The organism is Variovorax sp. RKNM96 (assembly GCF_017161115.1).
In the GTDB taxonomy this organism is placed as follows: Bacteria; Pseudomonadota; Gammaproteobacteria; order Burkholderiales; family Burkholderiaceae_C; genus Variovorax.
Window position 1 is genome coordinate 4,059,214 of sequence record NZ_CP046508.1, and the last position, 26,488, is coordinate 4,085,701.

The window sequence follows — 26,488 nt, forward strand, 5'->3', positions numbered from 1 at the left end:
GGCGCGACGAATCGGGGGAGGTCATACAGGCCATGCGGTCCCACTTCGATATCCGATGAGTGGCGTCTCCCACTGGGCGCCTCTTCACTCTTTTCTCTCTGGATCCGGACATGGCTTCTTCCAAATTCTCTCTCGCAAGCGCAAGCGTTCTTGCCGGCGTGCTGGCTCTCTCTGGCTGCGCGACCACCGACATGCAAATGGGCAGCCAGTCGGCCAAGACCGTGGCCACCGGCAGCGCCGCCGGCTCGGCCACCGCCGGCGAAAGCAGCGCGCTCGAGCGCTGCGATTCGCCACTCGGCACCGTCTCCCTCATCGAGAACGTCAACGCCGGCTGGTACACCGTGCTCACCGGCGAATACAAGCTCCCGCCCACCGCCAACCTGCTGCGCCTGCTGGTGCAGCAATCGAACTGCTTCGTGGTGGTCGAGCGCGGCGCGGCCGGCATGAACGCCATGACGCGCGAGCGCGCGCTCATGCAGTCGGGCGAAATGCGCGGCGGCAGCAACTTCGGTCGCGGCCAGATGGTGGCCTCCGACTACGGCCTGTCGCCCGAGATCGTGTTCAGCAACAACGACGCCGGCGGCCTCGGCGGCGCACTGGGCGGCCTGGTGGGCGGCGGCCGTGGCCGCGCCATCGCCAGCATCGGCGCCAGCCTGCAGACCAAGGAAGCCAGCGCCCTGCTGACCCTCATCGACAACCGCTCCGGCGTGCAGGTCGCAGCCGCCGAAGGCAGCGCCTCCAAGACCGACTTCGCGGGCTTCGCCGGCCTGGGCGGCCTCTCGGCCGCGGGCGGCATCGGTGGCTACACGCGCACGCCGCAGGGCAAGGTGATTGCCGCCGCCTTCATGGACGCCTTCAACCAGATGGTTCGTTCGCTGCGCAACTACAAGGCACAGACGGTGCGCGGCCAGGGCCTCGGCGGCGGTGGCCGTCTCGGCGTGGACGGCGGCGCCGCGCCGTCGCAAACCTCGGCGCCGGGCGCAGCACGCCCCCGCCGCAAGTAAATCGCGAATCAGGCCGTTGCCCTGATGGCATCGGTCAGGAACTGCACGAACGCCTTGCCCGCATCGGGCAGCGAACGGCCGGCCAGCGTCTGGACCTCGAGATGGCGCTCGTTCATCTCCCTGTCCTTCAGGGGGATCGCGACGAGCGCCTTGGTCTTGAGCAGCGTGCGGATCGACAGCTCTCCATAGAAAGCGATGCTGCCGCCGCCCGCGGCCGCGAAACTCACCAGCGCATTCGCATGGTTGCTGGACATGGCCTGCACGTACTGCAGCCCCTGCCTGCTGCAACCGATGTCGAGCAACTGCCTGATGGAGCTGTCCTCCTGCGGCAGGCCCAGCGGATAGCCCACCACCTGGCGCAACGACAACTGCCGCTGCGCTGCCAGCGGATGGCCCTTGGCCATCACTGCCAGGATGGGGCTGGGATGGCGCAGCTCGACCTTGAGGCCGGGCTCGGGCAACCCGCTCAAGGTCATGCCGACATCCGCCTCGCCGTCGCGAATCCGCCGTGGAATCTCGTTCGGCGAGCCGACCTCCAGGTGAAAGCGGATCCCCTCGTATTTGGCGCGAAACCGCGAGATCAGCGTCGGGAGGAAGTCGAAGGCGAAGCCCTCGGTGCTCGCCACCCGCACATGCCCGCTGCGCAGGCCGCGCAGGCCGGCGATGTCGCTCGCAACGCGCTCGATGTCCTGCTGCGTGCGCTTGGCATGCGCGGCCAGCAACTCGCCGGCCGCGTTGGGCACCATGCCGCGCGCATGGCGATCGAACAGCAGCGTGTCCAGCTCGCGCTCCAGGCGCGCGACCTGCCGGCTCACTGCCGAGGGCGCGACGTTGAGCTTGAGCGCCGCATCCTTCACCGAGCCCGTCTTCACGACCTCGAGAAAGTACCGGACCGCTGTTTCCTGCAGCGCGTGAAGTCGCATGAATCCCTCCGGACAGCCGCGGACAAGTGTCCACGTCGATTGCCGATTTGGCAATTCACAATTCTAAACATTGCGCTTGTGGCAGCCGAGGCCGACTCCTACGATGAGATTTCTCAGGAGCACCGTCATGAAAAGCCTTCCCGCACTGGCCGGCATCGCGTTGATGTCCTGCCTCGGTCTTGCCCCGCTGGCACCACGCGCCGCCATTGCCGCGGAGCCGGGTTTTCCATCGCGACCGGTCACGCTCGTGATTCCCTTTCCGCCGGGTGGCGCGACCGACGTGAACGGGCGGATCATCGGCCAGCGCCTCAGCAAGGAGCTCGGCCAGCCCGTCGTCATCGAGAACCGCGCCGGAGCGGGAACGATCATCGGCGCAAGCTATGTTTCCAAGGCGGCGCCGGACGGCTACACGCTGCTCGTGAGCTCGGGCACCACCTTCACCGTCAACCCCGCGATACGCCCCAACCTGCCGTACGACCCGGTCAAGGGCTTCGAGCCCATCGGCATTGCCGGGCGGCTCGCGCTCATCCTGCTGGCCAACAGCGAGGTGCCGGTGAAGACCGTCAAACAGTTCGTGGACTACGTGAAGGCGTCGCCGGGCAAGTATTCGTACGCATCCTACGGCACCGGCACGACCTCGCATTTCGCCGGCGAAACCATCCTGCATGCGGCCGGCCTGAAGATGACGCATGTGCCCTACAAGGGCAGCGCACCAGCCATGACGGACCTCATGGGCGGGCAGGTCGCGTTCAGCGTCGACACGGTGAGCGCCGCCATCCCGCAACTCAAGAGCGGCAAGATCAAGGCCATTGCGGTGACGACGGCCAAGCGATCCAGCCTCCTGCCCGACGTCCCCAGCCTGGCCGAGAGCGGCTATCCCGACATCGACATGGACTCCTGGCTGATCCTCGCCGCACCGCGCGGCCTGCCCGCCGATGCGAAGGCCCGGCTCGAGAAGGCGCTGGCCGCAACGATGGCCGATCCGGACACGCGGGCCAAGCTGAGCGCCCAGGGGCTGGAGCCGGTCTACAGCAATGCCGTGGCGGCCAGCGAGCTGATCAACCGGGAACTGCCCGTGATGCGGGCCGTCGCTGCCCGCGCGAGCATCACCGCCGACTGATCCATCGACCATTGCAATGTCCACACCCACCGAACTCGTCGAACAATCCGCCGTTGAACTGCGCCGCCTGATCGGCAGCAAGGCGATCTCGCCGGTCGAACTGCTCGAAGCCTGCATCGCGCGCATCGAGCAGGTGAACCCTTTCGTCAACGCAGTGACCGCGACCTGCTTCGATCGCGCAAGAGCCGAAGCCAGCGCCGCAGAGAAAGCCGTCATGCAGGGCGATCCGCTCGGACTGCTGCACGGCCTCCCGCTGGGCGTGAAGGACCTGGAGCCCACCGAGGGCCTGCTCACCACATGGGGTTCACCTATCTACCGCGACCACGTGCCGCAGGAAGACATCGAACTCGTGGCGCGCCTTCGCAAGGCCGGCGCCATCGTGGCCGGCAAGACCAACGTGCCCGAGATGGGCGCGGGTGCCAATTCGCGCAACGAGGTGTGGGGCGCCACCGGCAACCCCTTCAATCCGAACCTGAACGCCGGCGGCTCCTCGGGCGGATCGGCCGCGGCGCTGGCGTGCGACATGCTGCCCGTGTGCACCGGCTCCGACACCGGCGGATCGCTGCGCATTCCGGCTGCCAAGTGCGGCGTGGTGGGCTTTCGGCCGTCGCCGGGCGTCGTGCCGAGCGTGCGAAAGCCGCTGGGCTGGACGCCGATTTCGGTTGTCGGTCCGATGGGCCGCACGGTGGAAGACGCCTGCCTGCAACTCGCGGCATCGGCCGGCATGAACGCCGGCGACCCGCTGAGCTACCCGCTCGACCCGCTCTCGTTTCTCAAGCCGCTGGATGTCGACCTCGGCCGGCTTCGCGTTGCATGGACCGAAGACTTCGGCACCTGCGCGGTGAACGACAGCATCCGCGCCACGATGCGCCGCAAGATCGGCTCGATGCGGCACCTGTTCCAGCGCTGCGACGAAGTGAGCTTCGACCTGGGCGATGCCCACCGCTGCTTCGACGTGCTGCGCGCCGAGGCCTTCGTGGCGGGCATGCACGCCGCCTACGAGCGCGACCCGGACAGCCTGGGCCCGAACCCTCGCGCAAACTACGAGATGGGTGCGCGCATGAGCCTGCTCGACAGCGCCTGGGCGCAGGCCGGGCAGACCCGCCTCATCAAGCGCTTCCAGTCCACCTTCACCGACTACGACCTGGTGCTCTCGCCGACCACGCCGGTGTCGCCCTTTCCGTGGACACAGCCCTACGCCGACACCATCAACGGCGAGAAGCAGGCCAACTACTACCGCTGGCTCGCGCTGACCTATGTGGTCACGCTGACCACGCATCCGGCGATCTCGCTGCCCTGCGGCGTCGATCACGCGGGCATGCCGTTCGGCCTGCAGGTCGTGGGCGGCTTCCGGGCCGACCACCAGGTGCTGGGCGCAGCGCACGCGATGGAGCAGGCCTTCGCAGCCGACGTGCAACTTCGCCGCCCGCGGCCCGACCTGTCGTTGCTGCGCCCTGCCGAACCTTCGCTCACCTCGATCGTCCGGACGCCACCGGTGCTGTCCGGCGGCGCGCGCGAAGCAGCCATCGTCGCGGCCGTCTGACAGCATCGGCAGAACGGCCACAATTGACCTCCCTCTGGAGGTGAACACGATGGATGGTCTGGAAGAAACGGCGGAAGCGGCAAAAGGCAAGCTCGTCTACCCCTTTGCGGAACTCCCGCCGCGCGGCAAGTCGATCGAGGTCGCCCCGGGCGTCCACTGGATCCGCATGCCGCTGCCCTACTCGCTCGACCACATCAACCTGTGGGCGCTGGACGACGGCGCCGGCTGGGCCGTGGTGGACACGGGCGTGCGCACCGAGGAAACGGTGGCCGTCTGGCGCGAGCTCTTCGCCAATTCGCCGGACACCCGCGGCCTCACCCGCGTCTTCGTGACGCACATGCATCCCGACCACGTCGGCATGGCCGGCTGGCTCACGCGCAAGTTCGGCGTGCGACTGTGGATGACCCGCTCCGAATACCTCATGTGCCGCGTGATGGTGTCCGACACCGGCCGCGAAGCACCGGACGATGCCATCGCCTTCTACCGCCGTGCCGGCTGGAGCGATGCCGCCATCGAGACCTACCGCACGCGCTTCGGCAATTTCGGCAAGCACATCCATCCGCTGCCCGACAGCTTCCGGCGGCTCCGCGACGGCGAGGTGCTGCGCATCGGTGCGCATGACTGGCGCATCGTCACCGGCAACGGCCATTCGCCCGAGCATGCGTGCCTGTACTGCCCCGACCTCAAGGTGCTGATCTCGGGCGACCAGATCCTGCCGCGCATCTCGTCCAACGTTTCGGTCTCGCCGATCGAGCCCGACGCCGACCCGATGGCCGACTGGCTCTCGTCGCTGGCGAAGCTCAAACGCGAGGTGCCCGACGACGTGCTCGTGCTGCCCTCGCACAACGAGTGCTTCCGCGGCCTGCATGCACGCATCGACCGGCTCCAGCAAGGGCAGGAGCGCTCGCTCGACCGGTTGCGCAACACCCTGAAGACGCCGAAGCGCGCAGTCGATGTGTTCGCGAGCCTCTTCGCGCGCAGCATCGCCGAGTCCGACGTGCAGTTGCTGGGCATGGCGACGGGTGAAAGCCTTGCCTGCCTCAACTACCTGCTGCACCGCGGCGAAGTCGTCTGCGACATCGCCGACGACGGCATCGGCTGGTACCGGCTCGTCGCCTAACCGCCGAACCAGTCGCGCGCCGAGCGCCCCTGATCGGGGCCCAGCATCGAGAACCCGCCATCGACCGGGATGTCCGCGCCGGTCACGAAGCGCGCGGCGTCCGAGCACAGGAACAGCACCACCTGCGCCACGTCGTCGCCGTCACCCGCGCGGCCTAGCGGATGCATCGGCGCCGCCATGCGGTCCGCGTGCGCGCGATCGCCGCCCGCCATGCGCGAGAGCGCGTCCGACCAGGTCCATCCGGGCGACACCGAGTTCACCCGCACGCGCCGGTGCGCCAGGCTCGCGGCCTGGTTGCGCGTGAGCTGCAGGATGGCCGCCTTGGCCGCCGGGTAGAGCGCCCGGCCCGCCGTGCCGAACTTGCCGCCGACGCTGCCCATGTTCACCACCGCCCCACCCTGCGCCGCCAGCGCGTCGGCGGTCTTGTGCACCAGCAGCGCGCCGGAAACCAGGTTGACGTCGAGCGCATGCAGCCATTCGCTGCGCGAGGCTTCCAGCCCGTTGTCGCCGTACACCACCGCGTTATTGATGAGAAAGTCGATGCGCCCCTCGCTGGCGAGCGCATCGGCCACCAGCGCATCGAGCGCCGCATCGGAGGCGATGTCGCAAGCCACGAAACGGCAGCGCGGCCCCAGCTCGGCCGCCAGCGCCTCGCCGCGCGCGGCATCGATGTCCACCGCCAGCACCTGTACACCGGCTTTCACGAAAGCGCGAACTATGGCGGCGCCGAGCATCGCGGCCGCGCCGGTGACGATGGCGACTTTTCCTTCGAAGTTCATGGCATGGCCTTCATTTGTGCGACTGCTTCGTCGACGTTCATGACATCCGCAAGCATCCCCAATGTCTCCAGGCTCGCCGCATGCAGATGCGCCTGTGCAGTGTTGCAGGCATCGGCAACGACCGCCACCTCGTAGCCCAGGTCGCTCGCGTGGCGCGCACCGTGCTCGACCACGTGGTTGGTCGCAATGCCCGCCACGTAGAGCCGCGATGCCCCGGTGCTGCGCACGACATCTTCGAGCCCGCTGGCCCAGAACGGATTGTTGCGCTTGTGGGTGACGACGGCTTCACCCGGCAGCGGCGCGAGCTCTTCATAGAACTCCGCGCCCCATTCGCCGTCGAGTACCGCGCCGGTTTCGGCCACGCGCCGGAACAGCGTGCAGTTGCGCAAGCAATCGGCATACCCCGGTGCGAAGGCGATGCGCACGAAGATCACCGGCACGCCGTTCGCCCGCGCGCCGGCGATCAGGCGCGCGGCCGAGGCGATGAGAAGCGGGCGCGCCGGGTCGTCGGCCGCCACGCCCACGCGCACCTTGCCATCGACGTGCAGCACATCGTTCTGGTAGTGCATGGCCAGCAGCGCGGCCTTCACATGAACACCTGCAGGGCTTCGTGCGGCGCGTCGCAATTGACCAGTTCCACGCGCTTCATCCGGATGCGGAATTCGTTGCCTTCGCGCCGCAGGGTGTGCAGCACGCTGCCGCCGAAGATGCGCTGCTCGGTCTTGCGCCATTCGAGGAGCAGGAAGGTCGAGCGCACGACACAGCCTTCTTCATCGCGTGATTCGAGCCCGACGTTGCCCACCACATGCACCGTGCGCGTGGGCGGCTGCTGTGAATAGGCGCGTGCCTGGTCGAGCCGCCGCGCCCGCATCGAGCGCAGCAAGGCGTCTTCGCAGAACAGCGATGCGTGGTTGATGTGATCTTCCTGCCCATGTACCAGCGGCACCCAATACAGCCCGTCGGGCGTGAATAGCCGCTGCCATTCGTCCCAGCGGTGCTCGTCCAGGAGGCGCGCCTCATGGTGCAGGAACTGCGTGATCGCCTGCTGCTCGTGCCAGTCGTTGAAGTTCATTCGGCGCTCCCGGTCTGCACGCCCATGTACGAGGCCCAGGCCGCGAACATGTTGCGCGACGGCATCTCGCTGTTGCCGTTGGAGGCCCGCCCGCCCGGCAGCGGCTGGTCGCGCCCGGCCGCGCGATGCATGCTGACCCAGTCGCCGCCGTCGGAGCTGAGTCCCTCCTGCACGCGGTTGTAGGCCTCCAGGTCGTCGGGCATCACGTTCGACGAAGGCGAATTGACGATGTTGGTGTACTTCAGCGTGCGCTGGAAGGTCGCCTCGGGCGCGCCCTTCAGCCGGAAGCTGAAGATCTCCACCAGCGTGCGATCGACCGACAGCGGCCGGATCACGCGGATCTGCTGGAACGAGGTGTGCGGCGAGCAGCTCGGGTAGACGATGGTGTTGTGCCGGTTCACGCGCAGGATCTCGTCGGCGCGCTGCGCACCCTGGCTGGCCTCGAGCGCCGCCACATAGGCCAGGCTCACCGGGTCTGTGGGCGGCACGAAGATGCCTTCCATGAAGCCGTGGCCGTTGTCGTAGCCCTTGAGCTCCAGGTTCTCCCAGAACTCCAGCGGCTCGCCGTTGCCGTCGACGATCACCACCTCGAAGGGCTTGGGCGTGCCCGAGGGCATGGCCTCGAATTCTTCTTTTGCTGCGCGCCACGACGACTCGTGCGTGGCCACCGCATGGATCGTGTCGTGCAGGTTCTCGAAGAAGATCTTCCAGTTGTTGCGCTGGATCACCCGTTGCACACCACCGGCCACTTCCACCTCGCCCTCGGGGGCGCGGTCGCAGAAGTTGTCGAGCGACGTGGCCACGCCGCCGAGGAAGTCGGCGAGCTCCGGGCCGTCTTCCGAAAGGCTCGCGAACACGAAGCCGCGGTGGCTCGCCACGCGCGCCACCTTGCGCACCGAATGCGACCCGCTCTTGAGGTCGAGCGCCGTGTCCTCGTAGCCGCTGCGCAGCGGCACCGACAAGAGGCTGCCGTCGCACTTGAAGGTCCAGCCGTGGTAGAGGCACCGCAGGAACTTGCCGGCGCTGCCGCTGCCATCGGGAACGATCTTGGCGCCCTTGTGCGGGCAGCGGTTGTACAGCACGTTCACCGCGCCGTCGGTGTGGCGCACCATCACCACGGGCTCGCGGCCCAGGCGCGTGGTGAAGTAGTCACCGACGTTCGGCACCTGGCTCTCGTGGCCCACGTACAGCCAGGCCTGGCCGAAGACGCGGTCCATCTCCAGCTCGAAGATGGCGGGGTCGGTGTAGACGCGCTTGTGCACGCGGTCGGGCTGCACGAGCGCCTGGATGTCGATGGCGGGTGCGGTGGGTGCTGAAGGTATGGGGGTGATGGGGATCACGGGATTCATCGTGTCGGTCTCCTGAAGCGTCATCAGATGTCGAGCACCAGGTGCGGCGTCTTGGCGCGCGACACGCAGGTGCACAGGGTCTTGCCGCCCGCCTTCTCGCGCGGGCTCAGGTTGTGGTCGCGGTGGTCGGGCACACCTTCCACCACGTCGACGGCGCACACGCCGCAGTCGCCCTGCCGGCAGTCGTACATCGGGTCGAGCCCAGCGGCGATCAGCACGTCGAGCAGGCTCTGGCCGGGCTGCACCGTCAGCGTCTTGCCCGAGCGCAGCGTACGCACCTCGAAGGGCGTGTCGCCCGCCTGCGAGAGCGCGCCGGCGAAGAGCTCGAAGTGCACGTGGTCGTCGGCCCAGCCCTGTGCGCGGGCGGTGTCGACCACCGCCTGCACCATGCCGCGCGGGCCGCAGACGTGCAGGTGGCGGCCGCTCTGCGGCGCCGCGAGCAGTGCGCGCAGGTCGAGGCCACGGGCGGGGTCGCCGCCGTCGTGCACCACCGTGCCGCCGAGCGCGCGCACTTCATCGAGATAGGCAGTCGCCTCCTCGCTGCGTGTCGCATAGAAGAAGTCGAAGGCTTGGCCCTCGGCGGCCAGCGCGCGCGCCATGCACAGCAGCGGCGTGATGCCGATGCCGCCCGCCACCAGCAGCGGCGGCAGGCCGCCCTTGTGCAGCGTGAAATCATTGCGCGGCGGGTGCGCGGCCAGCACCGCACCGGGCGCGAGGCCGTGCATCCAGGCCGAGCCGCCCGTGCCCTGCGGCTCGTGCAGTACTGCGATCTCGTAGCTGCCGGCGCCATCGTGCGGGCGAACCAGTGAATACGCGCGCTGCCCGCTCGAATGCGCCACCTGCACGCTCAGGTGCGCGCCCGGTGCGAACGGCGGCAGGTCGCCGCCATTCGTGGGCCGCAGCACGAAGGCCTTGATGGCCGGCGTGAGCGGCGTGACCGAAGCCACCACCAGCGCCAGCATGTCTGCGCCCTGCGTCATCCGAGCGGCAGCGCGGGGTCGGCGATGGTGAGGCCGTTCGATTTCGACCAGCGCGGCATCAGCGTGTTCGACGGCAGCGTCTCGTCCACCAGCTTGCGCGCGGTCTCGACGCCCGCCACCGGCAGGCCCTTGGCATCGAGCAGGCCGATCTGCACCAGCACGCTGGCCTGGTCCCAGTAGATGTGCTCGTGGTAGAGCTTGTCGCCGCGAAATTTCACGATGGCCACCAGCGGAATCTCCACCGCCTTGCCGGTCGGTGCGATGCCCGGCAGCATCCAGTCGATCTCCACCGTGTGAGTGAAGCAAAAGAGCATCTCGTCCACGATCTGCGTCGCGCCCACGGTGCGTGAGATCGGCGTGAGGCGCGTGTCGGGCGGCGTCGTCGGAATGAAGTGGTGCTTGTAGAAGCGCGACAGCTCCTTCGCGCCCACCCCGCCGGTCATCGTCGGGATGTGGTTCACGTAGGGCTCGCTCACCATCGTGCCCATGGTGGCAACGACGTCGCGCGTGGCGAACTCGTATTCGCAGTGCTTGTCCCAGAGCGCCGACAGGTCGTAGACGGGCCCGATGGCTTCCTTGAACAGCGCCATGGAGCGCTGGTGCGCCATCAGCGTGGAGGGCTTGTCGAAATGGTCGCCACCAGTGCGCGCGAACGCGTGGTCCACGCCGGGGTAGACGTACATCTGCGCGCCGGCCTTGCCGGCAAAGGCTTCCAGCACCTGGGCGCGGGCCTCGGGCGGGCAGAACTGGTCGAGCTCGGCGAAGTGCAGCGCGATCGGGCATTCGATCCTGGGCACCAGGTCCAGCGCGGCCTCGATGCCGACGCCGTAGTAGCCCACCGCCGCATCCACGCCCGAATGCGCGGCCGCGAGATAAGCCAGCTTGCCGCCGAGGCAATAACCCAGCGCGCCCACCTTGCCGGTGCAGGCCGGGTGCGCGCGCAGCGCCTTCACGCTCGCGGTGACGTCGGCGATGCCGGCCTCGATGTCGAACTTCTGGAAGAAGCCGAATGCGCGCTGCCAGTCTTCGGGCGAATAACCGAGATCGACGTTGGGCTCCATGCGCCAGAAGAGGTCGGGGGCGAGCACCACGTAGCCTTCCTCGGCGTAGAGGTCGGCCACCTCGCGCACGTAGTCGTTGATGCCGAAGATCTCCTGGCACAGCACGATGCCGGGGCCGCTGCCCGAGGCCGGCAGTGCGAGGTAGCCGCGAAAGCTGCGGCCGTCGCCGGCCGGGATGTCGATGTACTGACTCATCGTGGGTGTCTCCTGAGTGGTGGGGCTTGCGGCGCAATTCTGGGCAGCGGCCTCCCCCGATGTCTGTCCACTTCTTGCAAGCAACGTCGCTGCAAGAAACGGATAGCCCGCCGCCACCGCGGCACGCAGACTGCGACCCGCATTGCATTCCCCCACGTCAACCGAATCCCTCCAGAGGAGATCTTTCATGTCGCAGGCAAGCATCAGAACGGCCTTGTTGGCCTTCGCCGTCATCGGCGGCGCATCGCTATCGCAGGCACAGGCCCAGCCGGTCAAGGTCGGCCTCGCGATGGACCTCTCCGGCCCCTTCGCCGTCGGCGGCGCCGAGTCCAAGGCCGGCTTTGCCGTGGCGATGAAGCAGCTCAACGGCAAGCTCGGCGGCGTGCCGGTCGAGTTCGTCGAGGCCGACACCGCCGGCAACCCCGACCTCGCCCGGCAGGTGGTCGAGCGCATGCTGCTGCGCGACAAGATCGACCTGTTCACCGGCCCCGTGGGTTCATCGGTCGCGCTCGCCGTCGGCCCACCGCTCTTCGCCGCCAAGGTGCCCTACCTGTCGAGCAACACCGGCCCGAGCGACTACTCGGGCGCCAAGTGCAACCCCTACTTCTTCGGCGCGTCGTACCCGAACGATGCGTACCACGAGGCCGCGGGCAAGTTCGCCTCCGACAAGGGGTTCAAGAAGGTCGCGCTCATCGCGCCCAGCTATCCCGGCGGCAAGGACGCGGTCAACGGCTTCAAGCGCAACTTCAAGGGCGGCGTGGGCGACGAGCTCTACACCAAGCTCGGCCAGCTCGACTACTCGGCCGAGCTCGCGCAGATCCGCGCGAGCAAGCCCGACGCGCTCTACTTCTTTTTGCCCGGCGCGATGGGCGTGAGCTTCATCAAGCAGTTCGTCGGCGCGGGCCTGTCGAAAGACGTGGCGCTGATCTCGACCGCCTTCTCGGCCGACGAGGACATGATCCCCGCCGTGGGCGAGCCGATGCTCGGGCTCTTCAACACCGCGCATTGGTCCTACGACCTGGACAACCCCGCCAACCAGCGCTTCGTGGCCGAGTTCCGCCAGCAGAACAACGGACGCAACCCCTCCTTCTATGCCGGTCAGGCCTACGACGTGCTGATGGCCATGGACGCGGCCGTGCGCGATGCCGGCGGCAAGGTGGCCGACCGGCCCGCGCTGCTGAAGGCAATCAAGGCCGCGAAGTACAAGTCGGTGCGCGGCGATTTCAGCTACGGCGCCAACAACTTCCCCATCCAGAACTACTACCTGCGCGTGATCGGCAAGGACGCCAGCGGCCGCATCACCAACAAGGTGATCGGCACCGTGCTGCAGAACTACCAGGACAGCTCGGCCGCCAAGTGCGCGATGAAGTCCTAATGTCTTGAGGTGTCGCGCGGGAGCTGGCCGAAGCGCTCCCGGTAGCAGGCGGCGAAGCGGCTCAGGTGCGAGAAGCCGCAGTCGAGCGCGATCTGCGTCACGCTCGCGCCGTCGTGGCGCGCGAGCTGCGCGTGCGCGGCATCGAGCCGCATGTTGCGCAGCACCTCCATCGGCGAGAGGTCGCGGTGGCGCCGGAACAGGAGGGCCAGCATGCGCCGGGTCACGCCCGCGGCCTGCGCCACCTCTTCGAGCGACAAGGCGGTGTCGAGCCGGCTGCGCATGAACTCCTCGGCGCGCCGCAACTGCCCGAGGCTGGCCGCCTCCGAGCCGAGGCGCAGCGCATCGTGCCGCCGCCGCACCGAGTTGGGCCGGTGGCACAGCAGGTAGAGCATGAGGTTGTCTTCGCAGTGGGCCAGCCAGCGGGAGTCGTACGGCGTGCTGTCGCCCGCCGAAGGCAGCAGCGATGCGAGGTTGGCCACCATGCGGCACCACTGCGTTCCGGCGGCATCATCGAGCCGCAGCGGCATGTCGAAATCGATCTCGCCCACCTCGTCGGCATGGCGCGCGGCGAAGGCGTGGCGCGCCACTTCCTGCAGGCGGCCGAGTTCGATCTTGAGCATCAGTTGCTCGCAGTCGGCATGCCAGCGCAGCCGCACCGGCTTGTGCGCGGACACCACCGCGCCCTGGCCCGGATGGATCTGCAGCGTCTGGCCGCCCGTGCGGATTTCGGCATGGCCGCGCAGCGGCATCTGCACCAGCACGAAGTTGCCGAGGGCATCGGGCTCGATGTCCACGTCGCAGCCGTAGCGCAGGATGCACAGCGACAGTGCGCTCATCTCGGCGCGGCAGAACACCGCATCGACCTTGCCGCGCCCCCAGACGCTGCGATGGTCCTTCAGCTCATGGGCGACCAGCGCGTGGGTCTCGTCCGCTTCGCGCGAGCGGAACACCTCGCGTCCGTACAAGGGAGAAAGCTGCTGGCTCGACCATGCGTCCACGGGCACTCCTGGGGGGTCAGGTGGTTGAAAACCATTGTTTGCCACTGGGGGCGTGCCCGCAATTTACCGCCGGGTCGCGCTTGCCGCCATGGGGCTTGCCCCGACGTGCAAGAAGCTTGCCCGAAAGCTCCCAGGTCAGACCGTGAGCACGACCTTGCCGATGTGCCCGGCGCGCTCCAGGTATTGGTGGGCCCGCACTACGTCGTCGAGTGCGAACTCGCGGTCGATACGCACTTGCAGCGTGCCATCGGCAAGGCCCGCGTCGATGAAGGCCAGCGCACGGCCGAGCGCGGCCTCATCGCGGGGCAACCCCATCGTGGGCGCGCCCGTGTGCTCCAGCACCTTGTAGACATGGAAGCGCCAGCTTTTGCGGAACTGCGCGATCACCGGATACTTGAACTCGGCACCGCCCGAGAGGCCGTACAGCACATACCAGCCGCGGTCCGCGACCACGTCGCCGAGCCGCTCGACCTGCGCGCCGCCCACGCCGTCGTACACCAGGTCGACGCCACGGCCCTCGGTGAGCTTCATCACGCGCTCGACCGCGTCTTCGTCGTCCGTCACGACCACATGCGTTGCACCCGCCTCGCGCAGCGCCTCGCGCTTGGCAGCCGTGCGCGTGACCGCGATGGCGACGATGCCCGCCGCGCGCGCCATCTGCAGCGCCGCGATGCCCGTGCCCGATGAAGCCCCGGTGACCAGCATCACCTGGCCGCGCTGCAACCGCGCCATCTCGAACATCGGGAAGTAGCCCGTGAGGTAGGCCATGTAGGCGCCCGCGGCCTGCGAGGGCGAGAGGTTGCCGGGATACCGCACCACGTGCGCAGCCGGAAGGAGGATGTTCTCGCCATAGGTGGGATACCGGCCCTGGCCGGCGCCCGGCAGGAGCGCGACCCTGTCTCCCACGTTCAACCCTCCGACGCCCTCCCCGATCGCCTCGACGATGCCCGCGGCCTCATTGCCCAGTCCGGCCGGCAGCGTCGCGTCTTCGACGTACAGGTTCTCGCGCCACAGCGCATCGGCCCGGTTCAGGCCGATGGCCTGCACCGCGACGCGCACCTCGTCGGCGCCGGGTGTCGGCGTCGCAACCTCCTCGAGCTTCAGAACGTCGGCACCGCCGAACGCGTGGAAGCGAACCATCTTGCTCATGAAAAACTCCTTCTTCTTGAATGACCGATGGCATCAATCTAGAGGCCGCGGGACAATCAAGGAAATCGATTCGCGGGATATTCGCTATGCGCGCAATCGATAACGCCAGGACCTCCCGATGAAACCCGTCGAACTCAACCGCATCGACCTGAACCTGCTCACCGTGCTGGCCGCGCTCATGCGGGAGCGCCACGTCAGCCGCGCCGCGGAACGACTGAACCTCGGCCAGCCCGCGGTGAGCCACGCGCTGGCGCGGCTGCGCGAACTCACCGGCGATCCGCTGCTGGTGCGCCAGGGCCGCGTGATGGAGCCGACCGAGCGCGCGCTGGCCTTGATGCAGGGCCTGGGCCCCGCGCTCGCGCAGATCGAGGCCACGTTCCGCGCGCAAGCCGACTTCGAACCCGAGCGCGCCGCGCCGGTCTTCCGCATCGGCCTCACCGACGACCTGCAGATCGCGATGCTGCCGCGCCTGCTGCGCGCCCTGAGCGCCGAAGTGCCCCGCGCCAAGCTGGTGACGCTCACGGTCTGCTATCGCAACGCCATGAGCTATCTGGAGCAGGGAGAGGTCAGCGCGGTGATGTCTTTCCTGAAGGACCTGCCCGCCGATGCGAAGGTGCGCAAGGTCCGCACGGCGCGCTTCGCCATGCTGCGCGCCGACACCGTGCCCGGCAAGCTCTCGCTGGACGATTACTGCCGGCGGCGCCACGTGCTCGTGACCTATGCAGGCGACCTGTGCGGCACCGTCGACGAAACACTCGGCGAAATCGGGCGGCAGCGCGACGTGGCCTTCTCGGTGCCGCAATTCGGCAGCCTCCCCGCCGTGCTTGCCGGCACCGACCTGCTGGCCACCGTGCCCGAGCACGTGGCGCTGGCGCTGTCCGCGCAAGGCGGGCTTCGCTTCGAGGCCCTGCCTTTCGAAAGCCCCGACTACCAGATCAAGCTCGCCTGGCGTGCGGTGACGGACAAGGACTCGGCGGAGATGTGGCTGCGCAAGGCGATGCTGCGGGCCTTCAACGACTAGGATGGCAACCCTCTTCCACAGAGGACACCGCATGCAAAACACCGAGACAAACTTCGAACTGACCGCCAACGACGGCCACCCGGTGGAAGCCCACCGCTGGCAAGGCGCCGCACCGCAGGCCATCGTGCAGCTCGCGCACGGCATGGGCGAGCATTCGCTGCGCTATCGCCCGCTCGCCGATGCGCTCACGCGGGCCGGCTACGTCGTCTACGCGAACGAGCACCGCGGCCATGGCACCTATGCCTCGGCGAACAACGAACTGGGTGAATTCGGCCCGCGCAATTTCGCCGGCCTCGTGGACGACATGGCGCTGCTGAGCCGGCATGCGCGCGCCGCGCACCCCGGCCTGCCGCTCATCCTCGTCGGCCACAGCATGGGCTCGTTCGCCACGCAGTACTACCTGGTGCGGCACAGCGAGCTGTTGACCGGCGCTGTGCTCTCGGGCACCGCGGCACTCGACCTGCTGGGCGCTGCGTTGCAAAGCGGCTTCCGCCTCGAAGACATGAACGCCGCGCTGCCCGACGTGCGCACCCCATTCGACTGGCTCAGCCGCGACCCGGCGCAGGTCGACAAGTACATCGCCGATCCGTTGTGCGGGTTCACGGTTTCGGCAGAGGGCCTGGGTTCCATGTTTGCGGACCTTGCGGAACTCACACCCGCCGCGATGCAGTCGCGCATCCGGCCCGAGCTGCCGCTCTACCTGTTCATCGGCGACCAGGACCCGGTCAGCAACAAGGCCGAATGGTTCCATCCGCTGGTGCAGCGCTACCGCGAAGCGGGCCTGCGCGATGTGTCGAGCCATGTGTTCGGCGGCGCGCGCCACGAGACGCTGAACGAGACCAACCGCGATGAAGTCGTGGCCGTGTTGCTCGCCTGGATTGCGCGCGTCGTGTCATCCGCTCGCTGAGTCGAGAAGATGCGCAACCCGAAAACGATCGTCGCCCTCGCGCTCCTGGCCTTGTGCAGCAGCGTGTCGGCAGTGGAACTCAAGGTACTGACGGCCGGCGCGTTCAAGCCGGTGGTCATGGCATTGGCGCCGGCCTTCGAGCAACGCACGGGCCATCGGCTGGTCATCGACAACGACACCGCCGGCGTGCTGCAGCGCCGCATCGGCGAGGGCGAGGCTTTCGACGTGGTGGTGTTGACGCCGGCCGCGCTCGATCAACTGGCCAAGGCCGGCAAGGTGGATGCCGCCACGTCGGCGCGGCTGGCGCGCGTCGGTATCGGCGTCGCGGTCAAGCAGGGAGCCCCCGTACCCGACATCGGCAGCATGGCCGCATTCCGGCAAACGCTGCTGGCCGCGCGCGCGGTGGCCTACATCGACCCGGCGGCGGGCGGCTCCAGTGGCGTGTACCTCTCGCAGCTGTTCACCACAATGGGCATTGCGCCGCAGATCCAGGCCAAGGCGGTGCTGGTGCCCGGCGGGCTGGTGGCGCAGCGCGTGGTCGATGGCAAGGCCGATATCGCCATCCACCAGATCAGCGAGATCCTCGCCGTGCCAGGCGCCGCGCTGGTGGGTCCGATCCCGGCCGAAATCCAGAACTACACGGTGTATGCCGGGGCCGTGGCGGTCGCAGCACGCGATCCGGCGGCTGCACGGGCCTTTCTCGCGCTGCTCGGCAGCGCCGAGGCGCGCGACGTGCTCAGGCAAAAAGGCATGGAAAGTCCTTGACGCCCAGGCGGCCGGCGGCGGATTGCCGCATGCGCCTCACCGCGACCGCCCATCGAAGTGCGTGACCGGCACGGCCTCCAGGTCGATGCCCTCGATGCAGCGGACGTTGATGGCCGCCATCGGCTCGCCCTTCGGATTGGTCGCCTCGCTGTAGGGCTGGATGCCGCAGCTCGGGCAGAAGCGGTGCCTGATCGCGTGCTTGTTGAACAGGTAGGTGTTCGCGTTCTCTTCGGGCGTGAGCAGGCGCATCGCATCGCGCGGCACGAACCACAGCAGCGATCCCCTGCGCTGGCACATGGAGCAGTTGCAGGCCATGGCCGAAGCGATCTCGCCCTCGGCTTCGAACTTCACGCGGCCGCAGTGGCAGCTTCCTTCGTACTTCATGGGGTGTCTCCGGCTTGTGGGGGCGACAAGGATGGCAGCCGACCGAGCGCATGGCAAGCGCGGCCTGCGAGGTTCAACGTGCGACCGCACGGAAATCCGGCGACCGCGCCACCACCGCCTCGATCTCCGCCATCAACGCCCTCGCCCCCGGCGATGGAAAGGCGCTCTGCCGCTGCGTGAGCCCGATCTCGCGCTGCGTCTGGTCCAGCGGAAAGTCCAGCACGACGAGGCTGCCGTCGCGGATCTCGTAGCGCAGCTGGTGCGGCGAGATCGCGGTCAGCATGTCGCTCTCCAGCAGCAGGCCGCGCAGCACGGCGAGGTCGCCGGTTTCCACCGCAGGAATCGGCGGCGCCTCGCGCGCCGAAGAGAAGAACCGTTCGAGCAGTTCGCGCGATGGCGTGTTGTGCCGCGAGAGCGCCCACGTCGCCTGCCGCAGCGCATCGAAGTCGATGCGCTTCGCGCGCTCCAGCGGATGGCCAGCGCGCGCGATCACTGCGATGCTGTCCTCGAACAGCGCCTCCTGCTGCAGGTCCCTGGCCTCGGCGGGGCTGCGCAGCGCGCCGAGGATGAAGTCGATGTCGCCACTGCGGAGCAGCGCAGCCAGCGCGTCGTACGGACTCTCGACCGTGGCCACATGCAGTCCCGGATGCCGCGCGAGCAGCGAGGCGATCGCGAGCGGCAGGATCTGCGTGCGCCCGAGCGGGAGTGCCCCTACGGTCACGCTGCCCTGCAGCATGCCTTCGCTCGCGGCAATGTCGGGGCCGATGTGGCGCAGCTCCGCGAGCACGCGCTTGAAATAGAGGGCCACGATCTCGCCGGCCGGCGTCGGTGCGAGGCCGCGCGCCTTGCGTTCGAGCAGCGCGACGCCCAGGCCGCCCTCCAGGTCCTTCAGCGCGCTGCTGATGGCCGGTTGCGTGATGCCGAACTCGCGCGCGACCGCCGGCATGTTGCGCTTCTCGACCAGGCTCGCAATCACCGCCAGCCGCCGGCCGTTGAGGATCGACGCGAAAAGCGATGGCACGTCGGCGGTCGCGCCGATGCCGCCGCGCGCGACGAGCTGCGCGCGCGCATCCTCGAACTCGCGCTCGATGCGGCGCGCGCGCACCAGCACCAGGTCGCCGTACGAATTGAGCGCCATGCCGCGCGCGCGCCGATCGAACAGCGGCCTGCCCAGCGCGTTCTCCAGCTCGGAAATGGAGCGCGTGACGCCCGAGGCAACGCGGTACAGCTGCTCGTCCGCGGCCCTGGCGATGCTGCCGGCGGCGGCCACGGCCGAGAACGCGCGCAGGTGTCGCAGGTTGATGGCGAGCGCGCTGCCGATCACTTTGTCTTGCTGGTTCGCCAGAGTCACTTCGAGGCCCGGGGTAAACCCTATCGATAAGAAAGTCTGATGGTAGGGCAAGCCGAACTCATCCCACGCAACGGCGCGTGCAACCACACTCGAAGGCATCCGATCCAATAACCGATGGGGTTGCCAAAAGAAAATGATCATCGACTGCCACGGCCACTACACCACCGCGCCCAAGGCGCTGGAAAACTGGCGCAACCAGCAGATCGCGGGGCTGAAAGACCCGGCGGTCCAACCCCGCGTCGCAGACCTGAAGATCAGCGACGACGAGCTGCGCGAATCCATCGAGGGCAACCAGCTTCGCCTCATGAAGGAGCGCGGCAGCGACCTCACGATCTTCAGCCCGCGCGCAAGCTTCATGGCGCACCACATCGGCGACTTCGAAACCTCGTCGACCTGGGCGGCGATCTGCAACGAGCTGTGCTTTCGCGTGAGCGAGCTTTTCCCCGATCACTTCATCGGCGCCGCGATGCTGCCGCAGTCGCCCGGCGTGGACCCGCGCAGCTGCATCCCCGAGCTGGAACGCTGCGTGCGCGAGTACGGCTTCGTGGCGATCAACCTCAACCCCGACCCCTCGGGCGGGCACTGGACCTCGCCGCCGCTGTCGGACCGCCACTGGTACCCGCTCTACGAGAAGATGGTCGAGCACGACATCCCGGCGATGGTGCATGTCAGCACGAGCTGCAACGCCTGCTTTCACACGACCGGCGCGCACTACCTGAATGCGGACACCACCGCGTTCATGCAATGCCTCACTTCGGACCTGTTCACCGATTTCCCCACGCTGCGCTTCGTGATTCCGCACGGCGGCGGCGCGGTGCCCTACCACTGGGGGCGCTTTCGCGGGCTCGCGCAGGAGATGAAGAAGCCGCTGCTGAAAGACCACTTGCTCAACAACATCTTCTTCGACACCTGCGTCTACCACCAGCCGGGCATCGACCTGCTGACGCGCGTGATTCCGGTGGACAACATCCTTTTTGCGAGCGAGATGATCGGCGCGGTGCGTGGCATCGATCCCGAGACCGGTTTCTTCTACGACGACACGCGGCGCTACATCGACGCGACGCCGATGCTCGATGCCGAAACGCGCCACAAGGTGTTCGAAGGCAACGCACGCCGCGTTTATCCGCGCCTGGATCGCGCACTCATCGCCAAAGGCCTCTGACCATGTCCACTCCCCATCCACAACAACTCGGCGTCGTTCATCGCAGCATCGTGCGCGCCGACCCGGCTGCGGTCGAAAAGCTCTCGCGCTTCGGCGTCTCCACCGTGCATGAAGCGCTTGGCCGGCTCGGGCTGATGCAGCCGCGCATTCGCCCCATCCACCCCGATGCGCGCTTCTGCGGCACCGCCATCACCGTGCTGCTGCAACCCGGCGACAACTGGATGCTGCATGTCGCGGCCGAGCAGATCCAGCCCGGCGACGTCGTGGTCGCGGCTTGCACCAGCGACAGCACCGATGGCTTCTTCGGCGACCTGCTCGCCACTTCCTTCAAGGCGCGCGGCTGCAAGGGCCTGGTGATCGACGGCGGCGTGCGCGACGTGCGCGACCTCAACGCGATGAACTTTCCCGTGTTCAGCCGCGCGATCCATTCGAAGGGCACCATCAAGGCGACGCTCGGCTCGGTCAACGTGCCGGTGGTGTGCGCGGGCGCGCTGGTGAACCCGGGCGACGTGGTGGTTGCCGACATCGATGGCGTGGTGGTCGTGCCGGCCGCACGCGCGCAGCAGGTGGCCGATGCAGCAGAAGCCCGCGAAGCCAACGAGACCGCCAAGCGCGAGCGCTTCGCCGCGGGCGAGCTGGGCCTGGACATGTACGCGATGCGCGAGCCGCTGGCCAGGGCGGGCCTGCGCTACATCGACTGAAGGAGACGGCCATGGCTCGCATCATCGGCGCCGTCGCGTGCTCGCACACGCCCACCATCGGCTTCGCGTACGACAAGCAGAAGCAGCAGGACCCGGTGTGGGCGCCGATCTTCGAGGCCTTCGAGCCGGTGCAGCGCTGGCTCGCCGAGCGCAAGCCCGACGTGCTCTTCTTCATCTACAACGACCACGTCAGCGCGTTCTTCTTCGATCACTACTCGGCCTTCTCGCTCGGCGTGGGCGAGCAGCACGCGGTGGCGGACGAAGGCGGCGGCGCGCGCGACCTGCCGCCGCTCGCCGGCCATCCGGCGCTCGCGCAGCACATCGGCCGCTCGCTGGTGGCGGACGAGTTCGACATGTCCTTCTTCCAGGACCACGCGCTCGACCACGGCGTGTTCTCGCCGATGTCGCTGCTGTGCCCGCACGAGCCCGCATGGCCCGTGCCAGTGATCCCGCTGCAGGTCGGCGTGCTGCAGTCGCCGGTGCCCTCGGCACGACGCTGCTACCGGCTCGGGCAGGCGCTGCGCCGCGCGATCGAGAGCTACCCCGAAGACCTGAAAGTGGCCATCGTCGCCACCGGTGGGCTGTCGCACCAGGTGCACGGCGAGCGCGCGGGCTTCAACAACACCGCGTGGGACGCGCAGTTTCTCGGCCTCATCGAGAACGACCCGGTGCGCCTCACCGAGATGACGCAGGCCGAGCTCGCCGCGCTCGGCGGCATGGAAGGCGCGGAGGTGATCATGTGGCTGGTGATGCGCGGCGCGCTCTCGTCCAACATCCGCAAGACCCACCAGAGCTACTACCTGCCGTCGATGACGGGCATCGCGACCGCCATCTACGAGAACCTCGCGAGCCCGCCGGTCGCCGGCGAGGTCGAACGCCATCGCCGCCGTATGGACGAGCAACTGGCCGGCATCGAATCGCTCGAAGGCACGCACCCGTTCACCCTCGCGACCAGCGTGCGCGCATACCGACTCAACAAGTTCCTGCACGGCATGACGCGACCCGAGCATCGCGCCCGCTTCCTCGCCGACGAAGAAGCGGCCTTCGATACCGCCGCGCTGACCTCGCAGGAACGAACGCTGGTGCGCGAACGCGACTGGCGCGGCCTCATCCGCTACGGCGTGATCTTCTTCATGCTGGAAAAGCTCGGCGCGGTCGTCGGCGTATCGAACCTGCACATCTACGCCGCCATGCGCGGCCAGACGCTGGAAGACTTCCAGCAGACACGCAACGCGCCCGGCGCGCTGTATTCGGTGGCCGGCAAGGATGCCGCGCCGCAGACCTGGGACGCACCACAGCCACCGTCCCGCCCTCCCGTGAAGCCATGAAGACCTCCTCCCTCCGCCGCCATTTCCTCACCCTTGCCGGGCTGCTCGCGCTCGGCGCCTCGATCTACGCAAGTGCCGCCGACGCCTATCCCTCCAAACCCGTGAAGATCCTCGTCGGCTACAGCGCCGGCGGCGCGGTCGATGCCATCGCGCGCTCCGTCGGCCAGCGCATGGCAACGATCCTCGGCCAGCCCGTGGTCGTCGAGAACAAGCCCGGCGCCGGCACCAACATCGCGATCAAGTCGCTGACCACGAGCGCGCCCGACGGCTACACGCTGCTGCTCGCGGCCAACGCGCTCGCGGTGAATCCGTCGATGTACCATCCCGCGCCCTACGACCTCGACCGCGACTTCACGCCCGTGTCGATGGTCGGCCGCGTCCCCGTGGTGTTCGCGGTGCGCGAAGGCTCGCCGATCAAGACGTTGCCCGAGTTCGTGGCCGCGGCCAGGGCCAGGCCGGGCGGCGTGACCGTCGCGACGCCGGGCAACGGCGCCACCCCGCACCTGGCGATGGAACTGTTCCAGCACACCGCCGGCCTCAAGCTGAGCCACGTGCCCTACAAGGGCGGCGCGCAGGCGATCACCGACGTGTTGGGCGGCCACGTCGATGTGGTGGCGGTCAACGCGCTCGAAGTGCTGCCGCTCGTGAAGGGCGGCAAGCTGAAGGTACTGGCGGTGATGAGCACCGAGCGCTCGGCCGTGCTGCCGGGCGTGCCGACGGTCGCCGAGTCGGGCTATCCGGGCTTCGAGGCCAGCGTCTGGTATGGCTTCGTGGCGCCTGCGGGGCTGCCCGCGCCGGTGCTGGCCAAGCTGCACGAGGCGGTGCAGAAAGCGCTCGAATCGAAAGAGGTGCGCGATCAACTGGCTGCGGCGGGCGGCGTTCCCCTGCCGGGCCCGACCTCGCAGTTCGAGAAGCTGCTCAAGAGCGATGCGGCCCGCTATGGCCAGCTGATCCGCGAAGCGAACATCAAGCCGGACTGACCCCATGACCACGCCCGCCGCGCCCCTTCGAGGCATCTGCTCGATGGCGACCCACGGGTTGCTGGACGAACTGGCAGCGGCGTATTCGCGGCGCACCGGCGTGCCGGTCTCGTTCCTGGCCGTGGGCGGTGTCGATGCCGCACGGCGCGTGGCCGATGGCGAGCTGTTCGACGTCGTGGCCCTGGCCTCGGACGCGATCGACAAGCTCATTGCCGCGGGCAGGCTCGATGCGGCGCACAAGGTCGACATCGTCCGCTCGGAAGTCGGCGTCGCGGTGCATGCGGATGCCGAGCCGCCCGACATCGCCACGGAAGATGCGGTGCGCCGCGCCGTGCAGGCGGCGGCCCGCGTCGCCTGTTCGACCGGCCCGAGCGGCGTTGCGCTGCGCGCGTTGTTCGAGCGCTGGGGCATCGCCAATGAGATCTCCGGCCGCCTCGTTCAAGCGCCGCCGGGCGTGCCGGTCGGTGCGCTGGTCGCGCGCGGCGAGGCCACCCTCGGGTTCCAGCAGATGAGCGAACTGATCGGGCTCGACGGCATCCGCCTGCTCGGCCCGCTGCCGCAGCAGATCCAGATCGTCACGACCTTCTCGGCCGCACCAGGCGTCGGCACCCCGCAGCCGGCCGCCGTGCACGCCCTGCTCGACTTCATGGCCTCGGACGACAGCGCCGAAGCCAAGCGCCGCCACGGCATGGCCCCGGCCTCACTTCGGCTTTGACGCCTCGCGCGCACGCCGCGCCGCATTGAGCTCCGACATCGAGATGTGCAGCTCCACCATCGTCTGCGCGAGCAGGTCGAGCAGCGCCGCGCGTTGCCGCAGGCGCGCGGTCTCGGCACGCCGCGCCCGCTGCGCCTGGCGCTCGGTGGCATGGATGGCGCGGACCACGGGCGCTTCGTGGTCGTCGATCGGCAGCGCCGGTCGGGCGTTGGCAGGCATCGCGTTTCGGCGCGTTCCCGCCACGCTCAGGCAGCGGCGGGAACGCCCCGCGCGGCTCCTCCAACGGCCCCGCCGTTCGCCGCATCGCCGCGGGTTTCCGCGGCCGGTCCGTAGTTGCGCAGGTGCAGGAAGAACTCGCCCATCATCTGCATCCACAGCCGCATCGCGAACGCGAGGTACGCGGGGCTCACGCCGCCGGCGACCACCACGTCCATCTCCAGCACCACGAGGTCGCCGTGCTGCGCCACGCGCGCGAAGCGCTTGGTGCGGTGCCACGAGGCCAGCACGGCCTCGGGCAGCGTGCCGCCCTGCACATGCAGCGGGCAGCTCAGCGTGAAGTCGGTGTACTGCGTGGTCGTGACCGGGTTGCCCCACAGCACCTGGAAGCCGACGCCGTGGCTCGCGCTGTGCAGGCGCACCACGCCGTTCTGCTCGATGGTGGTCACCGCGGCGCCCGCGGCCTTGATGGCGTCGGACACCTGCTCGGGCGTGACCGCGTCCAGCAGGTCGGGTTGCTGCGCCGCGGCTGCGGCGGCGTTGGCTTCGGTGGTCGTCGTTGTGTTGTTCATCTGTCTGCCCCTGTTGAGAAATCGTTCAGTTCGTCTTCTTGAGTGCCGCGTCCAGCGCGGCGCCGTCGATGCTCAGTTGCGTGGCCGGCGCCAGTTGCGCGAGGTAGGCCTGCACGAGCTGCTGCTGTCGCTGCTGACGCAGTGCGAGCTGCAGCTGCGGCTTCATTTCGTCGAGCGTGGCGGTGCGCGCGGGTTGCGTGTCGAGCAGCTTCACGACATGGAAGCCGGCCGCTGCCTGCACCGGCTCGCTCACCTGGCCGGGCTTCAGCGTGGCGACCGTGTCGCGCAGCTCGGGGAGCATGCGGGCCAGCGGCAGGGTCTCCACCTCGCCGCCGCGATCGGCCGAGCGCTTGTCCTGCGAGCTGGCGCGCGCCACGGCGGCGAAGTCGCCGGTGCGCGCCTGGCGAGCGAGCTTGCCCGCTTCTTCGCGCACCTTGGCGATGGCGGCCGCATCGCGGTCGGGCGTGGCCAGGAAGATCTGCGCCACGCGGTAGCCGGCGGGCAGGTTGAAGTTGGCCTTGCCCTGTTCGTAGGCGGCCTTCAGTTCCGCATCCGACGGATAGCTCGCGGGCACCTGGCTCACCGATTCCAGATAGCTCGCAGCCACCACGCGCGCGGTGGCCTCGCGCACGGCCGCATCGACCTTCGCCTTCACCTCGGGCCGGTCGGCCCAGCCCTTGCCGCGTGCATCGCGCAGCAGTGCCTCGCTCAGCAGGCGCTGGCGCAGCCAGCCGTCCAGGCTCGCGCGGTCGGCCTTGACGGCCGCGCGCTCCGCTTCGGGCAGCGCCTGCAGCAGCTTCTCGACCTCGTCCTGGCCCACGGTGACTTCGCCCATGCGCGCCACGACGGCGCTGCCGGGCGCGGGCGCCTGTGCGGCGGCCACGCCGACCGACGAGACCAGCAGCACGCCGCAGGCGGCGCGCAGCCGCTGTGCAAGTGCGGCGAATTTCATGCGTTGGGTCATTGCTTCTGTCCTCCTGATGCGGGTGCGGGTGCGGCGGGTGCGGCATCCGCGGGTTTTGCGGGCGCCGGCGCATTCACCGCGCGCACGTCGAACTTGCCTTCGTACAGCTTGTCGCCGTACTGCTGCGCGATCTGCTCGAACTTGACGCGGCTCTGCGCGGCAAACGGCTGGCGCGAGGCCAGCACGCTGCCCAGGTCCACCGTTTCGTAGGCGCGCAGGATCTCCTGCCCCACCGCATAGAGCTGCGCGTTCTTGGCCTCGCATTGCGTGAGCGCAGTGCGCTGCGTGGCGGCCTCCGTCGCGAGCCGCTGGCGCTCGGCCTCCGCGGCGCGCGCCAGCTTCAGCAGGTCGTCGTAGGCGCCGCGGAACTGCGCGACCTGCGCCGTGGCCTTCTCGGTCGTGGCCTGGGCCTGCTGGCGCAATTGCTCGCCGCCTGCGCTCGCCTGCGCCCGCGCATGGCGTTCGGCGGCGAGCTGCTGCTGGCTCTGTGCCAGTTCCTTCTTGAGCGCATCGAGTTCGGACTTGCTGGCCGGCGCCGCGGCCGCCGGCGCGGCTGTTCCGCCTGCGGGCTGCCCCGCCTTCAGCGCGGCCAGTTCGTTCTGCGCCTGCTGCAACTGCGAGGTCGTGATGCGCAACTGCGCGCGCAACCGCTCTTCCATGCTCTGGCCCTGTGGCGGCTGCTGTGCATGGGCCACGCCGGCCGTGGCGGCCAGCATGGCCAGCACCAGCGCCGGAAGTATTTTTCTGGACACGG

General features: G+C 68.6%; 28 protein-coding genes. 13 read left to right on the forward strand and 15 right to left on the reverse strand.

Features of this window, described 5'->3' with window-relative positions; genetic code table 11:
* The first annotated feature begins 110 nt into the window (after positions 1–110).
* The gene (locus GNX71_RS18715; RefSeq protein ID WP_206173713.1) at positions 111–1,004 is read left to right on the forward strand and encodes a peptidoglycan-binding protein; all 894 of its coding nucleotides are present in this window, start codon (positions 111–113) and stop codon (positions 1,002–1,004) included.
* Positions 1,005–1,012: 8 nt separating this feature from the next.
* Here the strand turns inward: GNX71_RS18715 and GNX71_RS18720 are convergent, their stop codons facing one another.
* On the reverse strand, positions 1,013–1,927 hold the full coding sequence (locus GNX71_RS18720) for a LysR family transcriptional regulator (protein ID WP_206173714.1): 915 nt from the start codon (positions 1,925–1,927) through the stop codon (positions 1,013–1,015).
* 127 nt (positions 1,928–2,054) lie between these two features.
* Between GNX71_RS18720 and GNX71_RS18725 the strand changes: the two genes are divergently transcribed.
* The 3 genes from GNX71_RS18725 to GNX71_RS18735 are packed head-to-tail and all read left to right on the forward strand — an operon-like array spanning position 2,055 to position 5,710.
* A complete protein-coding gene (locus GNX71_RS18725) occupies positions 2,055–3,047 on the forward strand; it encodes a tripartite tricarboxylate transporter substrate binding protein (RefSeq protein WP_206173715.1) in 993 nt (330 codons plus the stop codon).
* A 16-nt stretch (positions 3,048–3,063) separates the two neighbouring features.
* Positions 3,064–4,590 (forward strand): amidase family protein, encoded by a 1,527-nt coding sequence (locus GNX71_RS18730; protein ID WP_206173716.1) that lies wholly within the window; start codon positions 3,064–3,066, stop codon positions 4,588–4,590.
* Positions 4,591–4,639: 49 nt separating this feature from the next.
* Positions 4,640–5,710, forward strand: a complete 1,071-nt coding sequence (locus GNX71_RS18735) for an MBL fold metallo-hydrolase (protein WP_206173717.1) — start codon at positions 4,640–4,642, stop codon at positions 5,708–5,710.
* Here the strand turns inward: GNX71_RS18735 and GNX71_RS18740 are convergent.
* From GNX71_RS18740 to GNX71_RS18765, 6 genes are read right to left on the reverse strand one after another with little or no spacing between them, the layout of a single operon-like run.
* The gene (locus tag GNX71_RS18740) at positions 5,707–6,489 is read right to left on the reverse strand and encodes an SDR family oxidoreductase (protein ID WP_206173718.1); all 783 of its coding nucleotides are present in this window, start codon (positions 6,487–6,489) and stop codon (positions 5,707–5,709) included. The two genes, GNX71_RS18735 and GNX71_RS18740, sit on opposite strands and share 4 nt — an antisense overlap.
* The gene (locus GNX71_RS18745; protein ID WP_206173719.1) at positions 6,486–7,079 is read right to left on the reverse strand and encodes an isochorismatase family cysteine hydrolase; all 594 of its coding nucleotides are present in this window, start codon (positions 7,077–7,079) and stop codon (positions 6,486–6,488) included. Before GNX71_RS18745 ends, GNX71_RS18740 begins: the two co-directional genes overlap by 4 nt.
* A complete protein-coding gene (locus GNX71_RS18750; protein ID WP_206173720.1) occupies positions 7,076–7,561 on the reverse strand; it encodes an aromatic-ring-hydroxylating dioxygenase subunit beta in 486 nt (161 codons plus the stop codon). The genes GNX71_RS18745 and GNX71_RS18750 overlap by 4 nt, the downstream gene beginning before the upstream one ends.
* Positions 7,558–8,910 carry an aromatic ring-hydroxylating dioxygenase subunit alpha gene (locus tag GNX71_RS18755; RefSeq protein WP_206173721.1) on the reverse strand — a complete coding sequence of 451 codons (1,353 nt, stop codon included), beginning with the start codon at positions 8,908–8,910 and terminating at the stop codon, positions 7,558–7,560. The genes GNX71_RS18750 and GNX71_RS18755 overlap by 4 nt, the downstream gene beginning before the upstream one ends.
* Before the next feature lie 23 nt (positions 8,911–8,933).
* On the reverse strand, positions 8,934–9,890 hold the full coding sequence (locus tag GNX71_RS18760) for a PDR/VanB family oxidoreductase (RefSeq protein WP_206173722.1): 957 nt from the start codon (positions 9,888–9,890) through the stop codon (positions 8,934–8,936).
* The gene (locus GNX71_RS18765; protein WP_206173723.1) at positions 9,887–11,146 is read right to left on the reverse strand and encodes a dienelactone hydrolase family protein; all 1,260 of its coding nucleotides are present in this window, start codon (positions 11,144–11,146) and stop codon (positions 9,887–9,889) included. The genes GNX71_RS18760 and GNX71_RS18765 overlap by 4 nt, the downstream gene beginning before the upstream one ends.
* A 187-nt stretch (positions 11,147–11,333) precedes the next feature.
* Between GNX71_RS18765 and GNX71_RS18770 the strand changes: the two genes are divergently transcribed.
* The gene (locus GNX71_RS18770; RefSeq protein WP_206173724.1) at positions 11,334–12,521 is read left to right on the forward strand and encodes an ABC transporter substrate-binding protein; all 1,188 of its coding nucleotides are present in this window, start codon (positions 11,334–11,336) and stop codon (positions 12,519–12,521) included.
* Here GNX71_RS18770 and GNX71_RS18775 read toward each other — a convergent pair.
* Together GNX71_RS18775 and GNX71_RS18780 are read right to left on the reverse strand one after the other, a co-directional pair.
* Positions 12,518–13,519: an AraC family transcriptional regulator gene (locus GNX71_RS18775; protein ID WP_206173725.1), complete on the reverse strand. Its 1,002-nt coding sequence runs from the start codon at positions 13,517–13,519 to the stop codon at positions 12,518–12,520. The genes GNX71_RS18770 and GNX71_RS18775 overlap by 4 nt on opposite strands.
* Before the next feature lie 135 nt (positions 13,520–13,654).
* Positions 13,655–14,668 (reverse strand): zinc-dependent alcohol dehydrogenase family protein, encoded by a 1,014-nt coding sequence (locus GNX71_RS18780; protein ID WP_206173726.1) that lies wholly within the window; start codon positions 14,666–14,668, stop codon positions 13,655–13,657.
* Between the two features lie 118 nt (positions 14,669–14,786).
* On the opposite strand from GNX71_RS18780, the gene GNX71_RS18785 reads away from it, so the two are divergent.
* Genes GNX71_RS18785 through GNX71_RS18795 form a run of 3 tightly spaced genes read left to right on the forward strand, consistent with a single transcriptional unit; the run spans position 14,787 to position 17,361 of the window.
* Positions 14,787–15,689, forward strand: a complete 903-nt coding sequence (locus GNX71_RS18785; protein ID WP_206173727.1) for a LysR family transcriptional regulator — start codon at positions 14,787–14,789, stop codon at positions 15,687–15,689.
* Between the two features lie 31 nt (positions 15,690–15,720).
* Positions 15,721–16,596 (forward strand): alpha/beta fold hydrolase, encoded by an 876-nt coding sequence (locus GNX71_RS18790; RefSeq protein ID WP_206173728.1) that lies wholly within the window; start codon positions 15,721–15,723, stop codon positions 16,594–16,596.
* 9 nt (positions 16,597–16,605) lie between these two features.
* A complete protein-coding gene (locus GNX71_RS18795) occupies positions 16,606–17,361 on the forward strand; it encodes a substrate-binding domain-containing protein (protein ID WP_206173729.1) in 756 nt (251 codons plus the stop codon).
* 36 nt (positions 17,362–17,397) lie between these two features.
* Here GNX71_RS18795 and GNX71_RS18800 read toward each other — a convergent pair whose 3' ends face one another.
* The gene (locus GNX71_RS18800; RefSeq protein ID WP_206173730.1) at positions 17,398–17,745 is read right to left on the reverse strand and encodes a GFA family protein; all 348 of its coding nucleotides are present in this window, start codon (positions 17,743–17,745) and stop codon (positions 17,398–17,400) included.
* 73 nt (positions 17,746–17,818) lie between these two features.
* Positions 17,819–19,096 (reverse strand): LysR family transcriptional regulator, encoded by a 1,278-nt coding sequence (locus GNX71_RS18805; RefSeq protein ID WP_206173731.1) that lies wholly within the window; start codon positions 19,094–19,096, stop codon positions 17,819–17,821.
* A 133-nt stretch (positions 19,097–19,229) separates the two neighbouring features.
* On the opposite strand from GNX71_RS18805, the gene GNX71_RS18810 reads away from it, so the two are divergent.
* The 5 genes from GNX71_RS18810 to GNX71_RS18830 are packed head-to-tail and all read left to right on the forward strand — an operon-like array spanning position 19,230 to position 23,982.
* Positions 19,230–20,258, forward strand: a complete 1,029-nt coding sequence (locus GNX71_RS18810; RefSeq protein ID WP_206173732.1) for an amidohydrolase family protein — start codon at positions 19,230–19,232, stop codon at positions 20,256–20,258.
* 2 nt (positions 20,259–20,260) lie between these two features.
* Positions 20,261–20,959, forward strand: a complete 699-nt coding sequence (ligK, locus tag GNX71_RS18815; protein WP_206173733.1) for a 4-carboxy-4-hydroxy-2-oxoadipate aldolase/oxaloacetate decarboxylase — start codon at positions 20,261–20,263, stop codon at positions 20,957–20,959.
* 11 nt (positions 20,960–20,970) lie between these two features.
* Positions 20,971–22,287, forward strand: a complete 1,317-nt coding sequence (locus GNX71_RS18820) for a gallate dioxygenase (protein WP_206173734.1) — start codon at positions 20,971–20,973, stop codon at positions 22,285–22,287.
* Entirely contained in the window at positions 22,284–23,267 is a 984-nt protein-coding gene (locus GNX71_RS18825) for a tripartite tricarboxylate transporter substrate binding protein (protein ID WP_206173735.1), read from the forward strand. Before GNX71_RS18820 ends, GNX71_RS18825 begins: the two co-directional genes overlap by 4 nt.
* 4 nt (positions 23,268–23,271) lie before the next feature.
* Positions 23,272–23,982 carry a substrate-binding domain-containing protein gene (locus tag GNX71_RS18830; protein ID WP_206173736.1) on the forward strand — a complete coding sequence of 237 codons (711 nt, stop codon included), beginning with the start codon at positions 23,272–23,274 and terminating at the stop codon, positions 23,980–23,982.
* Here GNX71_RS18830 and GNX71_RS18835 read toward each other — a convergent pair.
* The 4 genes from GNX71_RS18835 to GNX71_RS18850 are packed head-to-tail and all read right to left on the reverse strand — an operon-like array spanning position 23,968 to position 26,486.
* Complete coding sequence (locus tag GNX71_RS18835) at positions 23,968–24,201, reverse strand: hypothetical protein (RefSeq protein ID WP_206173737.1); 234 nt, start codon at positions 24,199–24,201, stop codon at positions 23,968–23,970. The genes GNX71_RS18830 and GNX71_RS18835 overlap by 15 nt on opposite strands.
* Before the next feature lie 26 nt (positions 24,202–24,227).
* Entirely contained in the window at positions 24,228–24,770 is a 543-nt protein-coding gene (locus GNX71_RS18840) for a YbjN domain-containing protein (protein WP_206173738.1), read from the reverse strand.
* Positions 24,771–24,795: 25 nt separating this feature from the next.
* Positions 24,796–25,734 carry a peptidyl-prolyl cis-trans isomerase gene (locus tag GNX71_RS18845; RefSeq protein WP_241026974.1) on the reverse strand — a complete coding sequence of 313 codons (939 nt, stop codon included), beginning with the start codon at positions 25,732–25,734 and terminating at the stop codon, positions 24,796–24,798.
* Positions 25,731–26,486: a hypothetical protein gene (locus GNX71_RS18850; RefSeq protein WP_241026975.1), complete on the reverse strand. Its 756-nt coding sequence runs from the start codon at positions 26,484–26,486 to the stop codon at positions 25,731–25,733. The genes GNX71_RS18845 and GNX71_RS18850 overlap by 4 nt, the downstream gene beginning before the upstream one ends.
* Positions 26,487–26,488 lie beyond the last annotated feature (2 nt).

Excerpts from the sequence above, each read along its gene's own strand:
- GNX71_RS18715 (WP_206173713.1), top strand. The coding sequence starts at position 111 with ATGGCTTCTTCCAAATTCTCTCTCGCAAGCGCAAGCGTTCTTGCCGGC.
- GNX71_RS18720 (WP_206173714.1), bottom strand. The coding sequence starts at position 1,927 with ATGCGACTTCACGCGCTGCAGGAAACAGCGGTCCGGTACTTTCTCGAG.
- GNX71_RS18725 (WP_206173715.1), top strand. The coding sequence starts at position 2,055 with ATGAAAAGCCTTCCCGCACTGGCCGGCATCGCGTTGATGTCCTGCCTC.
- GNX71_RS18730 (WP_206173716.1), top strand. The coding sequence starts at position 3,064 with ATGTCCACACCCACCGAACTCGTCGAACAATCCGCCGTTGAACTGCGC.
- GNX71_RS18735 (WP_206173717.1), top strand. The coding sequence starts at position 4,640 with ATGGATGGTCTGGAAGAAACGGCGGAAGCGGCAAAAGGCAAGCTCGTC.
- GNX71_RS18740 (WP_206173718.1), bottom strand. The coding sequence starts at position 6,489 with ATGAACTTCGAAGGAAAAGTCGCCATCGTCACCGGCGCGGCCGCGATG.
- GNX71_RS18750 (WP_206173720.1), bottom strand. The coding sequence starts at position 7,561 with ATGAACTTCAACGACTGGCACGAGCAGCAGGCGATCACGCAGTTCCTG.
- GNX71_RS18755 (WP_206173721.1), bottom strand. The coding sequence starts at position 8,910 with ATGAATCCCGTGATCCCCATCACCCCCATACCTTCAGCACCCACCGCA.
- GNX71_RS18760 (WP_206173722.1), bottom strand. The coding sequence starts at position 9,890 with ATGACGCAGGGCGCAGACATGCTGGCGCTGGTGGTGGCTTCGGTCACG.
- GNX71_RS18765 (WP_206173723.1), bottom strand. The coding sequence starts at position 11,146 with ATGAGTCAGTACATCGACATCCCGGCCGGCGACGGCCGCAGCTTTCGC.
- GNX71_RS18770 (WP_206173724.1), top strand. The coding sequence starts at position 11,334 with ATGTCGCAGGCAAGCATCAGAACGGCCTTGTTGGCCTTCGCCGTCATC.
- GNX71_RS18780 (WP_206173726.1), bottom strand. The coding sequence starts at position 14,668 with ATGAGCAAGATGGTTCGCTTCCACGCGTTCGGCGGTGCCGACGTTCTG.
- GNX71_RS18785 (WP_206173727.1), top strand. The coding sequence starts at position 14,787 with ATGAAACCCGTCGAACTCAACCGCATCGACCTGAACCTGCTCACCGTG.
- GNX71_RS18790 (WP_206173728.1), top strand. The coding sequence starts at position 15,721 with ATGCAAAACACCGAGACAAACTTCGAACTGACCGCCAACGACGGCCAC.
- GNX71_RS18795 (WP_206173729.1), top strand. The coding sequence starts at position 16,606 with ATGCGCAACCCGAAAACGATCGTCGCCCTCGCGCTCCTGGCCTTGTGC.
- GNX71_RS18800 (WP_206173730.1), bottom strand. The coding sequence starts at position 17,745 with ATGAAGTACGAAGGAAGCTGCCACTGCGGCCGCGTGAAGTTCGAAGCC.
- GNX71_RS18810 (WP_206173732.1), top strand. The coding sequence starts at position 19,230 with ATGATCATCGACTGCCACGGCCACTACACCACCGCGCCCAAGGCGCTG.
- ligK (WP_206173733.1), top strand. The coding sequence starts at position 20,261 with ATGTCCACTCCCCATCCACAACAACTCGGCGTCGTTCATCGCAGCATC.
- GNX71_RS18820 (WP_206173734.1), top strand. The coding sequence starts at position 20,971 with ATGGCTCGCATCATCGGCGCCGTCGCGTGCTCGCACACGCCCACCATC.
- GNX71_RS18825 (WP_206173735.1), top strand. The coding sequence starts at position 22,284 with ATGAAGACCTCCTCCCTCCGCCGCCATTTCCTCACCCTTGCCGGGCTG.
- GNX71_RS18830 (WP_206173736.1), top strand. The coding sequence starts at position 23,272 with ATGACCACGCCCGCCGCGCCCCTTCGAGGCATCTGCTCGATGGCGACC.
- GNX71_RS18835 (WP_206173737.1), bottom strand. The coding sequence starts at position 24,201 with ATGCCTGCCAACGCCCGACCGGCGCTGCCGATCGACGACCACGAAGCG.
- GNX71_RS18840 (WP_206173738.1), bottom strand. The coding sequence starts at position 24,770 with ATGAACAACACAACGACGACCACCGAAGCCAACGCCGCCGCAGCCGCG.
- GNX71_RS18845 (WP_241026974.1), bottom strand. The coding sequence starts at position 25,734 with ATGACCCAACGCATGAAATTCGCCGCACTTGCACAGCGGCTGCGCGCC.